Below are 13,020 nucleotides of genomic sequence, written 5' to 3'. Positions count from 1 at the left end.
GTGTACACGACCGCGACGGCCAGCGTCCCGATCACGACCGCGCGGAGCGGGGGGTCGACCAGCACGAGCAGCGGGACCGAGAGCCCGACCGAGAGGGCGAGGTCCTCGACGGCCCCGTCGTACCGGACGCCGCGCCGCGGGGCGACCCACGTCTCGCGGTGGTGGTCGTACACGGCGCGGTCGGAGTTCCCCTCCCACGGGCGGAGCTCCAAGCCGCCGCCGTACATGTCGGCGACGCTGTGGAGCGCCGCGCCGAGGAGGAAGAGCGCGACGGCGACGGTGAGCGCCGACTGCGCGACCGCGGCCGCGACGAGCGCCGGGACGGAGAGGACCGAGTAGTAGACGGGGTAGTGGAGGGTCCGCCGGTGACCGGTGTACATGTCGAGGTCGGGGACGAGCCCGCCGAGGAACCCGGCGACCAGCCCCACCGGCGCCAGTTCCGGCGCGACGCGCACCAGCGGGGCCGCGAGCAGCATCCCCGCCAGCACGTGGGTCGGAAGCATCATCGTACCGGAACGCAGGCGACAGAAACATATGAGCGTGTCGGCGCGGCGGTCGGGGGCCCGCACCCGCGTCGACGGCCTCTTCGGCCGCCGCAGCCGTCGTTTCGCGGTCCGTTTATACCTCGTCGCGCGAACCGGGGCGTATGCTCATGACGCCGGGGCCGACCGCGGTCCCAGAGCCCGTGCGCGAGACGATGTCCCGCGAGCTGATCAACCCCGACGTGGACCCGCGGTTCCGGGAGATATACGACCGCCTCACGGAGCGGCTCGCGACCGTGTACGGCGTCGACGCGGCCGACGCCGCGGGGAACGGCGCGTCGCGCGACGTGGTCGTCCTCGGCGGCGAGGGGATCCTCGGACTGGAGGCGGCCGTCGCGTCGCTCGTCGAGCCGGGCACCGAGGTCCTGTGCCTGTCGAACGGGCTCTACGGCGAGGGGTTCGCCGACTTCGTCGGGTCGTACGGCGGCGACCCGACGCTCGTGGCCGCCGAGCACGACGAGCCGCTGCCGCTCGACGCGCTCGACGATGCGCTGGCGGCCGACGACGCCGACGTCGACCTCGTCACGATGGTCCACTGCGAGACGCCGACGGGGACGCTCAACGACGTCGAGGCCGCGCTCGACCGGATCGAGGCGGCGGCCCCGGCGGCCCTGACGGTCGTCGACGCCGTCTCCTCGCTCGGCGGGGTCGAAGTCCCGACCGACCGGATCGACGTGTGCCTCGGCGCGTCCCAGAAGTGTTTCAGCGCGCCGCCGGGGCTGGCGACCGCCGCGGTGAGCGACCGCGCCTGGGCCGCGATGGAGGCCCGAGACCCGCACTCGCTGTACGCGAACTTCCTCCCGTTCCGCGACGTGAGCGACGGGTTCCCGTACACGCACCTCACGACCGAGGTCGTCGCGCTCGACGCCGCGCTCGGACTCCTGCTCGACGAGGGGCTCGACGCCGTCCGCGAGCGACACGCGGCGGCCGCCGCGCGGTGCCGGGAGCGCGGCGCGGAGCTAGGCTTAGCGCCCGTGCCGGACCCCGAGCGCAGCTCTCCGACGGTGACCGCCTTCGAGGTGCCCGGGCGGGCCGAGGCGCTCCGAGAGCGGCTGCGCGAGGAGCACGACGTGGTCCTCGCGACGGGGCTCGGCGAGGGGTCGGAGGACGTCCTCCGCGTGGGACACATGGGCCACAACGCGCGGGTCGATCGGGTCGAGGAGGCGATGGACGCGCTCGCCGCGGTGCTGTGAGCGCGGGGTGAGAACACGTCGCACGCCGCCGGAACGTTGAACCGTCGCGCGACGGGGCGTCCGCACATGGCGTCGCCACGCGAGGCGATCCGGGAGCGGGGCTGGACGGTCGAACACGTTCCCCACGAAGAGATAGCGAAGTACAACGCCTGCTACCGCGTCGTTCTCGACGGCGAGCTCATCTATCCGCCCGCGGCCGACGACCTCGGAATCCCGCGCAACGAGATCTGGGTCTCCGAGAAGTGGGCGAAGTACGACCGGTTCATCCTCTACCACGAGCTCAGGGAGATCGAACACCGCGCCGCAGGTCACGACAAGGCGACGGCCCACGAGCTCGCGGAGCGCGACGAGCGCTCGCTGTGGCTGGACAACCCTCGCTGGCGGGTAATGAACGCCGAGTGGGACGAGGGGCGGGCGCACCTCCCGTTCCCGGGCGAGTAGGGGCACAGTCGCGGGGTTCCCACAGCGACAGCGCGATCCCGGAGAGCGACACCGACACCCCGAACAGGATCGCGCCGAGGTATCCGACCGCGACGGAGCCGATATCAGCTATCTGCGAGTGGTACCTGTCGGTCACGTGTGCGTAACGCACGAGGGTGCCGGCCGCGCTGATCGGCAGACCGACCGCGTTCACCGCCGGTCCGAGCCGCTTCATGACGCGCCCGAGTCGTTTCGGGTCCCCGTTACAACGGGTGATGTCAGGCGATGACGGCGATCGCCCGCCTCCGGAACGCCCTTGCGTCCGGCCGAGGAACGTTCGGGCGACATGAACCACCGCGAACTCGGCGATGTCGGCGCGGTCAGCGAGGTCGGCTACGGCGCCTGGCAGATCGGCGGCGACTGGGGCGAGGTCACGGAGGCGGAGGCGGTCGCGGCCGTCGAGGCCGCCCGCGACGCCGGGGTCGACTTCTTCGACACCGCCGACGTGTACGGCGACGGCAGGTCGGAGCGGATCGTCGGCGAGACGCTCGCGGACGAGGTCGCCGCGGGCGACGTGACCGTCGCGACGAAGGCCGGCCGCCGGCTCGACCCGCACGAGGCGGACGGCTACGCGGAGGCGAACCTCCGGCGGTTCGTCGACCGCTCCCGGGAGAACCTCGGGATGGACACGCTCGATCTGGTCCAGCTTCACTGCCCGCCCACGGACGTGTACTACCGGCCGGAGACGTTCGACGCGCTCGACGCGCTCGCGGACGAGGGGCGGATCGCGAGCTACGGCGTCAGCGTCGAGCGCGTCGAGGAGGGGCTGAAGGCGATCGAGTACCCGGGCGTCGAGACCGTCCAGATCATCTTCAATCCCTTCCGGCAGCGGCCGGCCGAGCTGTTCTTGGAGGAGGCCGCCGCGCGCGACGTGGGCGTCATCTGCCGGGTGCCGCTCGCGTCCGGGCTGCTCACGGGCGCGCTCTCGCGCGACGCCGAGTTCCCCGAGGACGACCACCGCAACTACAACCGCGAGGGCGACGCCTTCGACGTGGGCGAGACGTTCGCGGGCGTCCCCTTCGGGGCGGGCCTCGACGCGGTCGACGCGCTCGGCGAGCGCCTGCCGGACGACCGCCCGCTGCCCGAGTTCGCGCTACGCTGGATCCTCGACCACGACGCCGTCTCGACGGTGATCCCGGGGTCGACGACGCCCGAGCACGTCCGGGCGAACGCGGCCGCGAGCGAGGCGCCCCCGCTCTCCGACGCCGAGCGCGACGCCGCGAACGAGGTGTACGACGAGCACGTCCGCGAGCACGTCCACCAGCGCTGGTGAGCGCCGCCGGGGGCCGGCGAGCGCGACGCGGAACGGTCCGTGCCGAGGCGCGCCCCGCCCCCTCACTCGTCGAGCGCCGCCGCCAGCTTCTCGATCGGATGGGGCGGCGTCTCGGCGCCCTCGCGGTCGCCGAGCTGCGACCGGCAGGAGGCGCCGGGCGCCGTCACCGCGTCGCCGTCGCTGTCGGCGACCTGCCCGAAGAGGATGCGCCCGATCGCCTGCGAGAGGTCGTAGTGCTCGCTCTCGTAGCCGAACGAGCCCGCCATGCCGCAACACGAGGAGTCGAGGGGGTCGACGCCGTAGCCGGCGCGCCGGAGGACGCCGACCGCGTGGTGGTCCGTGTTCGCCGCCTTCTGGTTACAGTGCCCGTGGTAGGTGAGCGTCTCCGCCGGCGCGTCGAACGAGAGCCGCTCGCCGACCCGGCGCGCGTCGAGGTACTCGCAGACGCCGGCCGCGGCCGCGGACACCGCCTCGACGTCCGGGCCGTCGAGCAGGTCCCGGTACTCGTCCTGGAACATCACCGCGTCGGAGGGCTCGACGAAGAGGACCGACTGCCCCTCGCGGACGCGGGGCGCGAGCGCCGCGACGTTCTCGGCCGCGCGCTCCCGGGCCGCGTCGAGGAAGCCGGTCGAGAAGGCGGCGCGGCCCGAGGGCGCGAGGCCGTCCGGGACCTCGACGCGGACGTCCGCGGCCTCCAGCACGCGCACCGCCGCCTTCCCGGCCGCCGGGTAGCTGTAGTCGGTGTAGGTGTCGGGGAACAGGACGACGGTGTCGACCGCCTCGGAGCGGGCGACCGCGGGGCCGCCGCGGGCCGCGAACCACGCCTCGAAGCTCTCGGACCGGAAGGTCGGCAGCGCGCGCTCGGGAGCGATCCCGACGAGCGCGTCCATCGCCCTGCGGGCGCCCGGAACTCTCGCCGCCGCGTTCGACAGCGGCGCCAGCCGGCTCCCGAGCGCCGAGAGCCGGTCGACGTCGCGGAAGAGCCGCTCGCGCAGCCCCGCGCCCTCCCGCTCGTGGTGCTCGTGTTTCACCTCCGCCTTCAGCTTCGCGAGGTCGACCCCGGTCGGACAGTCGCTCTGACAGCCCTTACAGCCGACGCAGAGGTCTAACACCTCCGCCTGGAACCGGTCGGAGTGGATCTCCTCGTCGTCGAGCTCGCCGCTTATCGCGGCCCGGAGCATGTTCGCCCGCCCGCGAGTCGTCTGGACCTCCTCGCCGGAGGCGCGGTACGTGGGACACATCGTCCCGGAGTCGGTCTCGCGACAGGTACCGCAGCCGTTACACAGCTCGACGAGCTCCGAGAAGCCGCCCTCGTCGGAGAAGTCGAGGTTCGTCTGCGGCTCGATCGACCGGTACGTCGGCCCGTACCGGAGGTTTTCGCGCACGTCGGTGTCGGCGGCAGCCTCGGGGTAGCCGCGCTCGGCCGCGGTCTCGCCGTCGACGTAGACGACCTTCCCGGGGTTCATCCGCCACTCGGGGTCGAACGCGGACTTCAGCTCCTGGAACGCGGCCCAGAGGTCCTCGCCGTACATCTTCGGGTTGAACTCGGTGCGCGCGAGCCCGTCGCCGTGCTCGCCGGAGAAGGCGCCGTGGTGCTCCAAGACGAGGTCGGTGACGTCGTCGGCGATGGCGTGCATCGTCTCGACGCCCTCAGACTCCTTCAGCGAGAGGATCGGGCGGATGTGGAGCGTCCCGACGCCGGCGTGCGCGAAGTACGCGGCCGAGGTGCCGTGGTCGTCGAGGACCTCCTCGAAGGCGGCGACGTAGTCGGCGAGCTCCGCGGGCGGCACCGAGGCGTCCTCGATGAACGGGTACGGCTTCGCGTCGCCGTCCATGCTCATCAGGAGCGGTATCGCGGCCTTCCGGAGGTTCCAGAGGTCCGCCTGCGCGCCCTCGTCGTACGCCTCGATGACGTCGAAGGCGTCGCGGTCGCCGTCGCCGCGGAAGCGGTCGTTCGCGTCGGCGACAGCCGCCTCGAAGTCGTCGACCAGCTCGGAGTCCCACTCCAACATGAGCGCGGCCGCGGCCCAGTCCGGGATCGGGTCCGCGTACTCGGCGTACTCCGGCGATCCCGCAGCCAGCTCCACGACCGCGTCGTCCATCAGCTCGACCGCGCTCACCGGGAGCGCCAGCGCCTCGGGGACCGCGCGCATGGCGGCGTCGAGCGTGTCGAACGAGTACAGCGCCAGCGCGGTCGCCTCGGGGCGGGTGACGAGCGAGAGGGTGGCCTCGACGACGACGCCCAAGGTCCCCTCGGCGCCGACGAACAGCTTCGAGAGGTTGATCACCTCCTCGCCGTCGTCATTCTCGTAGATCACCTTGTGGAGGTTGTACCCCGAGACCGACCGCTTGAGCGTCGGGTATCGCTCGGCTATCTCGTCGGCGTTGCCCTCGACGAGCGCGCGGACCGTCTCGTACAGCGCGGCCTCCCGCTCGCCGGCCGCCTCGCCCGCGACGATGGCCTCGTACTCGGGGGAGTCGAGGACGACCTCCCGGGTGTGAACGAGCGAGCCGTCCGCCAGCACCACGCGCAGCTCCTCGGTGTAGGCGTCGGTGATCCCGTACCGCACGGAGTGGGCGCCGGTGGAGTTGTTGCCGATGCCGCCGCCCACGGTCGCGCGCGCCGAGGAGGCGGGGTCGGGCGCGAACTTCAGGCCGTCCGCTGCGAGCCGGTCGTCGAGGTCGTCCTGGACGACGCCGGGCTGGACCGTGGCGCGGCGGGCGCCGGGGTCGACCGACAGGATCGCGTCCATGTGACGCGAGCAGTCGAGCACGACGCAGCCCGGCCCGACGGTCTGTCCCGCGAGCGACGACCCCGCGCCGCGCGGTAGCACGGGGACGCCGTGGTCGGCCGCGACCCGGGTCGCGGCCCGCACGTCGTCGACGCCGCGGGGGTAGACGACGCCCGCCGGGCGGGCCTGGTAGACGCTCCCGTCGGTCGCGTACAGCACCTGCGCGTACTCGTCGAACTCGACGCCGCCCGCGACCGCGCCGCGTAAGTCGGCCGCGAGCGACCGGTACGCCTCGACGTCCGGGCGGTCGTGGCCGAGCGCGGCCGCCGAGACGCCCGATCGGTCCGCCCCGGCCGATCCCGCGGCCACTCCGCCGTCGGACGCGGCCCGCCGCGGTCGGTCGTCGGCGGCCTCGTCTCGCGATCCCCCCGAGCCGCCGTCGCCGGCGAGTCCTCCTCCGTTCATGGGGTAGGTGGACGGGATGAGCGTGATAAATCTATTGTGAACGATAATTATATTCATTTAGGCCGTCGCCGTCGCCTTGACGTACGCGGTCCGTGCGACGCTGGTGGGCGCCCCGGCGGTCGTCGCGGGAAGCGGGGTCGGACTCGTGGCGTACGCGGCGTCGCTCCGGCTCATCGGCGTGGACCCGCGCGACCGCTTCGTCGCGCGGCGGTACCGGGCCGCGCTCGCCGACCGGGTCGACCGCTGATCCCGCCGGGCGCGGATCGCGACGATTTATGGGCGGACCGCGACGTACTGACGGTATGCAAACGTTCGACCGCGGGTCGGCGGGGTCGGCCCGCGTCGCGATCGTCGGCGGGATCCACGGCGACGAGCCCGCCGGCGTGCGGATCGTAGAGCGGCTCGCAGCGGAGCTCGCGCCCCTCGACTCCTCCGACGGTGAGGAGGGGTCCGCGGGGCTCGTCCGGCTGATACTCGCCAACGAGCCGGCGATCGAGGCCGGAACGCGCTACACCGACGCGGACCTGAACCGGGCGTTCCCGGGCGACGCCGACAGCGACGAGTACGAGCGGGCGCTGGCGCCGCGGCTCGCCGCGGAACTGGAGGGGTTCGACGCCGTGCTCGCGCTCCACACGTCGCACAGCGCGCCGCCGCCGTTCGCCATCTTCAGCGACCTCACGGAGTCGGTCCGCCGCACCGTCACCGGCCTCCCCGTCGACCACGTCGTCGACGCGAGCGGGCTGCGGTCGACGACGCTCGACTCCACCATCCCGCACACCGTCTCGATCGAGGTGGGCCGGCAGGGCAGCGAGGAGGCCGTCGAGTTCGGCCACGAGGCGTGTCGCGCGTTCCTCCGGGCCCACGGCGCGCTCGCGGACGAGCAGCCGACGTTCTCGGAGACGACCGTGGTCGCGGGCAGCGAGGAGGTGCCGAAGGGCGAGGGGACGCCGCACGTCCACTTCCGGAACTTCGAGCCGATCCCGGAGGGCGCGGTGTTCGCCGAGGATGATGTGTACACCCACCGCGTCGAGGAGCCGGGCGTGGTCCCGATCCTCGCGAGCGAGGACGGGTACGACGACATCTTCGGCATCTACGGCCGCGTCACGGGCACGCTGAAGCCGCCGGGGGAGGGCGACCTGCGGGTGTACCCGCGCGACGAGGAAGGGGACGACTGAGAGAACGGGGCTGACCGATCGCTCGAACGGTCTACGGCCGGGCCGGGACCGTCACTTCGCGGTGGGCGTGATGTCGCCGACGGCGTCCATCACTTGGACCGCCGCGCTGGCGGCGAGCCCGCGGGCGACCTCGTCGGTGTCGGACTCGGCGATGCCGGCGTCCAAGTCCTCCGGGTCCGGCGTGAAGCCGGCCGAGACGGGGTGGCCGGCCGGGGGGTTCACCGCGACGGTCGCCTGCGGGCCGTCCGCGCCGACGGACAGCTCGGAGCCGACGGCGTAGCTGTCGGGCAGGTACGATTCCGTGCGCGATACGATTCCGGCGACCGCGCGCCGGAGCTGTTTTTCTTGGTCCGGAGAGAGGTCGACGGCCGCGGGCGAGCCCGCGTCCGTCACACCCGGCGCCCCGGCGTACGGGTTGTTGCCGTTCATTCGAAGACACGACCCGTACGCGGAGCCGAGTCAAAAAGGCGTCGGCGACGGCGACCGGGGCTCCGGCGCGGCCCGGCCTCTCTCCGCGCGGCCCGTTACAGGATCGGCTCGGACTCCCCGTACGCGGCGATGACGACCGCGGTCGCGTACCGCTCCGGCTCGGCCGCGACCGTCTCGACGCGCGTCTCCCGGTCGGGGAGCTCCCAGTCCCGGAGGTCGCCGCCGGCGTCGAGGCCCGCCTCGATCCGCTCGCGCACGTCGTCGGGGTCCTCGCCCGTCACCTCGTAGAAGAGCCCCGGCCCCGGACCGGTCGCCCAGCCGAGCCCCGCGACCGCGTCGGGGCGACGGCGAGGCGCGCGCTTCGACTCGGCGCCCTCGGCGCCCGCGCGACCGCCCTCGCGGAAGTCGACCTCGTCGCCCGGCCCGACCGTCCGGCGCGCCTCGACGACGGTGAGGCGGTTCCCCGCGGGCCCGAGGTCGGGCGCCGCCGCGACCGCCTCGACGGTCGCCTCGGCGGGGACGACCGAGGAGACCGCCACGAGGTTGTAGTTGTGGAGGTTCGCGTCCGCGAGCGCGGCGTCGTAGGAGGCCATCGCCGTGTCGGCGATTCCGACGCCGCCGGCGACGTGGATGGTGTTCATTACGGGCGAGTCGGCGGCGGGCGCGCTAAGGGGTTACGAACTGACCGCTCCGAAACGCGCACGGCGAGGACGGGGACCGAGGGTTCAGTACTGGTAGTTGATGACCCGCTCGTCTTCGGTGTCCGCGTCCTGAAGCTTGTCGCGGGCCTGCTCGAAGTCCTCCTGGGTCACCTCGGTGCGGCCGTCGCGGATGGCGAACATCCCGGCCTCGGTCGCCAGCGACGCGATGTCGGCGCCGCTGTACCCGTCGAGGTCGCGGGCGACGACGCCGAGGTCGACCCCGTCGGCGACGTTCATGTCGTCGGTGTGGATCTCCAGGATGCGCTCGCGGCCCTCGGCGCCGGGCTCTGGCACCTCGATGAGGCGGTCGAAGCGACCGGGGCGGAGGATCGCCTCGTCGAGCATGTCGAAGCGGTTCGTCGCGGCCATGATCCGGACCTCGCCGCGGTCGTCGAAGCCGTCCATCTCGCTGAGGAGCTGCATCATCGTGCGCTGGACCTCGGCGTCGCCTGAGGTCTTCGAGTCCGTCCGCTTGGCGGCGACGGCGTCGATCTCGTCGATGAAGATGACGGCCGGCTCGCGCTCGGCGGCCAGCTCGAACAGGTCGCGGACGAGCCGCGCGCCCTCGCCGATGAACTTCCGGACGAGCTCGGACCCGGCCATCTTGATGAAGGTGGCGTCGGACTCGTTGGCGACGGCCTTCGCGAGCATCGTCTTCCCGGTGCCCGGCGGGCCGTGGAGGAGGACGCCGCTCGGCGGCTCGACGCCGACCGTCTCGAACTGCTCGGGGTTCTCCAGCGGGTCCTCGACGGCCTCGCGCACCTCCCGGATCTGGTCGTCGATGCCGCCGATGTCGGCGTACGTGACGTCGGGGGACTCGGTGACCTCCATCGCCTGGGCCCGGGAGTCGGTCTCGTCGTCGAGCACCTGCTGGACGGCGAAGGAGTCGTTGATCGCGACGCGGTCGCCGGGGCGGAGGTCCTCGTCGAGCCGCGAGGCGGCCTGCGTGAGCACCTCCTGGTTGTTGCCGTGCTGTTTGATGACGACGCCCTCGTCGGTGATCTCCTCGACGGACGCGATGTACAGCGAGGTGGTCTTCAGCACCTCGTTCTCGCGCTTCAGCTGCTCGACGTCGTCCTTCAGCTCGCCGCGGCGCCCCTCGGCGTCGGCGAGCCGCGATTCCAGTTCCTCGTTCACCTGAACGATCCGCCGGTAGTGCTGGCGGATCGCCTCCAACCGCTCCGCGTCGCTCATCTCGGGGTCGAGCTCCAACCGCGGGCGGTCGGGCAGTGAGGGGCTGTGAGACATTCGTTGAGCCTGACTAAGATGCGGGCGTAAATGTGCCTTTGGGTCACGGAGAGACCGTTGGATCCGCCGAGAGGACGCCGGCGTCACGGCTCCGGTTACCCCTCTGTCGACCCCGCCCGCAACCCCGGAATCATCTCTGATAATCGGGTGTCAACGTTTTAACGCGGAGGGGAGCAACGTGGCCGTATGGACGTACGAACGGCGGGCGGACGCGCCGGTCCGGGGGTCGCGAACCGCGAGACCGGGAGGGCCCGCCCATGAGCGGCACTCCGGACGCGACCGTCCTCGCGGTCGACGACGAGCCGGACCTCGCAGAGCTGTACCGGGTGTACCTCGACCCGGAGTACGACGTTCGCATCGCGACCGGGGGCGAGGAAGCGATCGACGCGATGGACGAGACGGTCGACGTGGTCCTCCTCGACCGCCGGATGCCCGACATGTCGGGCCACGAGGTGCTGAACGCGATCCGCGGCGAGGGGTACGACGCCCGGGTGGCGATGCTGACCGCGGTAGAGCCCGACGTCGACATCGTCGAGATGCCGTTCGACGACTACAAGACGAAGCCGGTCACGAAGGAGGACCTCCTCACGCTCGTCGAGGTGCTCCTCCACCGCGCCGCGTTCGACGAGCGGAGCCAGGAGTTCTTCGCGCTCGCCTCGAAGAAGGCGGCGCTGGAGGCCGCCGGCACGACGAACTCCGAGGAGTACGAGGAGCTCATCGAGCGGATGGAATCCGTGCGCGTCGAGGTCGACGACACGCTCGACCACCTCTCGGCGCGGGACGCGTTCGCCGAGGTCCCGGGCGAAGTACCGTAGCGAGGCGGAGGGCGCCTCCGGACCGTCACTCGATCGTCAGCTCGCCGTCCGCCGCCTCCTCGCCGGCGTTCTCGTCCCACTCCAACTCGAACTCGACGCTCAGCTCGCCCGGCCCGTCGGCCGGCCCCTCGCGCTCCGCCTTCACTTCGAAGGTGGGCCGCGCGGGCGGCTCCAGCGTCGTCGACTCGGCGCCGCGCGTGAGGGTGATCGCGTTCCCGGCGTCGAGCGAGTCCGCGACCGTCCGCAGGTACGCGGCGATTTCCTCGCGGCTCCGACGGCTCTCAGACTTGAACAGGACTTCTTCTGGCATGCGTGGACGTACGCGCCCACGAGTGATAAACACCGACGCGGCGCCGGCGGGGCCTCGCCCCCGATCGTTTTGTGTTCGCCGACCGAACCCGCACCCCGTGTCCGTCCCCGACTCGCTCCGCACGGTCGTCGCCGTCGCCGTCTACTGGACGGCGATCGCGCTCGGCGGGAGCGTCCTCCTCCCGGACCCGACGAGTCCGCTCGCCGCGGTCCCGATCCTCGGCGGCGGCGCCGTCGTCGCCCACGCGGCGCGCACCGGCCGCCTCGTCGAACTCGGGTACGCGGTGGGGACGATGTGGCTCGCCGTGCTCGCGCTGTCGGTCGGCACCGGCGTCGTCGACCTCGTCGCGCCGCCCGCGGGCGAGATCGCGCCGCTCGCCGGCTACCCGGGGATCGCGGCGATCGGCACGGTCGGGCTGTTCGGCGTCCTCCTCGTCGCGTACGCGGCGTTCGCCCGCCGGACCGCGGCGCGAGGCGCGGGCGAGTGAGTGGACGCGAGGCCCTCAGAACCCGTCCTCGAAGACGAACGTCCCGTTCCGCTGGACGACCTCGCCGTCGACCTCGATGACGGAGTCCTCGCTCATGTCGACGATCATGTCGACGTGCTCGGCGGACTCGTTGACCGCGTTCTCCTCGCCGACGGTCTCCGGATACGCGGAGCCGACCGCCATGTGGACGGTGTCGCCCATCTTCTCGTCGAACAGCATGTTGTAGGTGAACCGGTCGATCTGGCGGTTCATGCCGATTCCGAGCTCGCCGAGGCGCCGCGATCCCTCGTCGGTGTCGAGGATGCCGGAGAGCAGCTCCTCGTTGCGCTCGGCGGAGTGCGAGACGACCTCGCCGTCCTCGAACCGGAGCCGGACCCCGTCGATCTCGCGCCCGTAGCGGTACAGCGGGAGGTCGAAGTGGACCTCGCCGTCGACGCCGTCGCGCGTCGGCGCCGTGAACACCTCGCCGCCGGGGAGGTTCGCCTCGCCGTAGTCGTTGAGCGTGGAGTTGCCCGACACGTCGAGCGTGAGGTCGGTCTCGTCGCCGGACCTGATGCGCACCTCGTCGGCCGCGTCGAGGATCTCGACCATCTCCGCCTGGAACTCGCGCTGTTCGTCCCAGTCGAGCGAGACGGCGTCCCACACGAAGTTCTCGTACGCCTCGGTGCTCATCCCGGCGAGCTGGGCGTGGCTCGCGGTCGGGTACTGCGTGAGACACCACGTCTTCGAGAGCCGCGTGCGCTTGACCTCCTCCATCGCGCGGTTGTACGCGGCGTTCGTCTCGGGGTCCACGTCGGCGTCCTCGGTGGCGTTCGCGCCGCCGCGCGCGATGACGAAGGCGTCGGCCTCCTCGTAGAGCGCGCGCCGGTGGCTCGGCTCGGAGAAGTCCTCGGAGGCGCGCTTGAACGCGCGCTGGGCGCGCTTCGAGTAATTGAGGTAGACGGGGTTCGCCCCGCGGTCGCCGCAGACCTCGTGGAGCGCGACCGCGAGGTCCTCGGCCTCCTTCGGCATCTGGATGACCACGTCGTCGCCCGACTCGATGCCGGTCGAGTGGTCGGCGATGATCTCCGCGTGTTCGCGTACGCGTGCGTCCATGACAGCCGGTTTCGCGGCCGGGGAATTACCGCTTTTCCTTCCGGCGGGCCGGGTGGGGGAGCGACCGATCCCGTC

Annotated in this window: 14 protein-coding genes; 7 read left to right on the top strand and 7 right to left on the bottom strand. The window is 72.1% G+C overall.

Annotation, left to right across the window (positions count from 1 at the left end):
* On the bottom strand, positions 1-503 hold a 503-nt coding region (locus AMR74_RS05100), incomplete at its 3' end, for a metal-dependent hydrolase (RefSeq protein WP_205625945.1).
* A 143-nt stretch (positions 504-646) separates the two neighbouring features.
* Between AMR74_RS05100 and AMR74_RS05095 the strand changes: the two genes are divergently transcribed.
* The 3 genes from AMR74_RS05095 (at position 647) to AMR74_RS05085 (ending at position 3,488) form a co-directional block, all read left to right on the top strand.
* Positions 647-1,735: a pyridoxal-phosphate-dependent aminotransferase family protein gene (locus AMR74_RS05095; protein WP_053770955.1), complete on the top strand. Its 1,089-nt coding sequence runs from the start codon at positions 647-649 to the stop codon at positions 1,733-1,735.
* A gap of 66 nt (positions 1,736-1,801) precedes the next feature.
* Positions 1,802-2,176, top strand: coding sequence for a hypothetical protein (locus AMR74_RS05090; protein ID WP_053770954.1), 375 nt, complete (start codon positions 1,802-1,804; stop codon positions 2,174-2,176).
* A gap of 325 nt (positions 2,177-2,501) precedes the next feature.
* A complete protein-coding gene (locus AMR74_RS05085) occupies positions 2,502-3,488 on the top strand; it encodes an aldo/keto reductase (protein WP_053770953.1) in 987 nt (328 codons plus the stop codon).
* A gap of 62 nt (positions 3,489-3,550) precedes the next feature.
* On the opposite strand, the gene AMR74_RS05080 is transcribed toward AMR74_RS05085, so the two are convergent.
* Positions 3,551-6,685: an FAD-binding and (Fe-S)-binding domain-containing protein gene (locus AMR74_RS05080; protein ID WP_053770952.1), complete on the bottom strand. Its 3,135-nt coding sequence runs from the start codon at positions 6,683-6,685 to the stop codon at positions 3,551-3,553.
* A gap of 76 nt (positions 6,686-6,761) precedes the next feature.
* Between AMR74_RS05080 and AMR74_RS17075 the strand changes: the two genes are divergently transcribed.
* Together AMR74_RS17075 and AMR74_RS05075 are read left to right on the top strand one after the other, a co-directional pair.
* Positions 6,762-6,932 carry a hypothetical protein gene (locus tag AMR74_RS17075; RefSeq protein WP_240471126.1) on the top strand — a complete coding sequence of 57 codons (171 nt, stop codon included), beginning with the start codon at positions 6,762-6,764 and terminating at the stop codon, positions 6,930-6,932.
* 55 nt (positions 6,933-6,987) lie between these two features.
* Complete coding sequence (locus AMR74_RS05075; protein ID WP_053770951.1) at positions 6,988-7,860, top strand: succinylglutamate desuccinylase/aspartoacylase domain-containing protein; 873 nt, start codon at positions 6,988-6,990, stop codon at positions 7,858-7,860.
* Positions 7,861-7,911: 51 nt separating this feature from the next.
* Here AMR74_RS05075 and AMR74_RS05070 read toward each other — a convergent pair whose 3' ends face one another.
* The 3 genes from AMR74_RS05070 to pan2 form a co-directional block, all read right to left on the bottom strand.
* Positions 7,912-8,289: a DUF5811 family protein gene (locus AMR74_RS05070; RefSeq protein ID WP_053770950.1), complete on the bottom strand. Its 378-nt coding sequence runs from the start codon at positions 8,287-8,289 to the stop codon at positions 7,912-7,914.
* Positions 8,290-8,384: 95 nt separating this feature from the next.
* Positions 8,385-8,930, bottom strand: a complete 546-nt coding sequence (locus tag AMR74_RS05065; RefSeq protein ID WP_053770949.1) for a pyruvoyl-dependent arginine decarboxylase — start codon at positions 8,928-8,930, stop codon at positions 8,385-8,387.
* Between the two features lie 84 nt (positions 8,931-9,014).
* Positions 9,015-10,238, bottom strand: a complete 1,224-nt coding sequence (pan2, locus tag AMR74_RS05060) for a proteasome-activating nucleotidase Pan2 (protein WP_053770948.1) — start codon at positions 10,236-10,238, stop codon at positions 9,015-9,017.
* Between the two features lie 257 nt (positions 10,239-10,495).
* Here pan2 and AMR74_RS05055 point away from each other — a divergent pair, with 257 nt between their 5' ends.
* Positions 10,496-11,053: a response regulator gene (locus AMR74_RS05055; protein WP_053770947.1), complete on the top strand. Its 558-nt coding sequence runs from the start codon at positions 10,496-10,498 to the stop codon at positions 11,051-11,053.
* 25 nt (positions 11,054-11,078) lie between these two features.
* On the opposite strand, the gene AMR74_RS05050 is transcribed toward AMR74_RS05055, so the two are convergent.
* Positions 11,079-11,363, bottom strand: coding sequence for an amphi-Trp domain-containing protein (locus tag AMR74_RS05050; protein ID WP_053770946.1), 285 nt, complete (start codon positions 11,361-11,363; stop codon positions 11,079-11,081).
* A gap of 97 nt (positions 11,364-11,460) precedes the next feature.
* Here AMR74_RS05050 and AMR74_RS05045 point away from each other — a divergent pair, with 97 nt between their 5' ends.
* Complete coding sequence (locus AMR74_RS05045; protein WP_053770945.1) at positions 11,461-11,850, top strand: hypothetical protein; 390 nt, start codon at positions 11,461-11,463, stop codon at positions 11,848-11,850.
* A gap of 15 nt (positions 11,851-11,865) precedes the next feature.
* Here the strand turns inward: AMR74_RS05045 and AMR74_RS05040 are convergent, their stop codons facing one another.
* A complete protein-coding gene (locus tag AMR74_RS05040; protein WP_053770944.1) occupies positions 11,866-12,945 on the bottom strand; it encodes an aminopeptidase in 1,080 nt (359 codons plus the stop codon).
* Between the last annotated feature and the right edge of the window lie 75 nt (positions 12,946-13,020).

It is taken from the genome of Halorubrum tropicale, assembly GCF_001280455.1.
In the GTDB taxonomy this organism is placed as follows: domain Archaea; phylum Halobacteriota; class Halobacteria; order Halobacteriales; family Haloferacaceae; genus Halorubrum; species Halorubrum tropicale.
The sequence above is the reverse complement of the archived record's forward strand: the minus strand, read 5'-3'. Positions and strand labels throughout refer to the sequence as shown.

Coding starts and splice junctions, on each gene's coding strand:
- AMR74_RS05075 (WP_053770951.1), top strand. CDS start 6,988: ATGCAAACGTTCGACCGCGGGTCGGCGGGGTCGGCCCGCGTCGCGATC.
- AMR74_RS05085 (WP_053770953.1), top strand. CDS start 2,502: ATGAACCACCGCGAACTCGGCGATGTCGGCGCGGTCAGCGAGGTCGGC.
- AMR74_RS05055 (WP_053770947.1), top strand. CDS start 10,496: ATGAGCGGCACTCCGGACGCGACCGTCCTCGCGGTCGACGACGAGCCG.
- AMR74_RS05040 (WP_053770944.1), bottom strand. CDS start 12,945: ATGGACGCACGCGTACGCGAACACGCGGAGATCATCGCCGACCACTCG.
- AMR74_RS05095 (WP_053770955.1), top strand. CDS start 647: ATGCTCATGACGCCGGGGCCGACCGCGGTCCCAGAGCCCGTGCGCGAG.
- AMR74_RS05050 (WP_053770946.1), bottom strand. CDS start 11,363: ATGCCAGAAGAAGTCCTGTTCAAGTCTGAGAGCCGTCGGAGCCGCGAG.
- AMR74_RS05070 (WP_053770950.1), bottom strand. CDS start 8,289: ATGAACGGCAACAACCCGTACGCCGGGGCGCCGGGTGTGACGGACGCG.
- pan2 (WP_053770948.1), bottom strand. CDS start 10,238: ATGTCTCACAGCCCCTCACTGCCCGACCGCCCGCGGTTGGAGCTCGAC.
- AMR74_RS05065 (WP_053770949.1), bottom strand. CDS start 8,930: ATGAACACCATCCACGTCGCCGGCGGCGTCGGAATCGCCGACACGGCG.
- AMR74_RS05090 (WP_053770954.1), top strand. CDS start 1,802: ATGGCGTCGCCACGCGAGGCGATCCGGGAGCGGGGCTGGACGGTCGAA.
- AMR74_RS05080 (WP_053770952.1), bottom strand. CDS start 6,685: ATGAACGGAGGAGGACTCGCCGGCGACGGCGGCTCGGGGGGATCGCGA.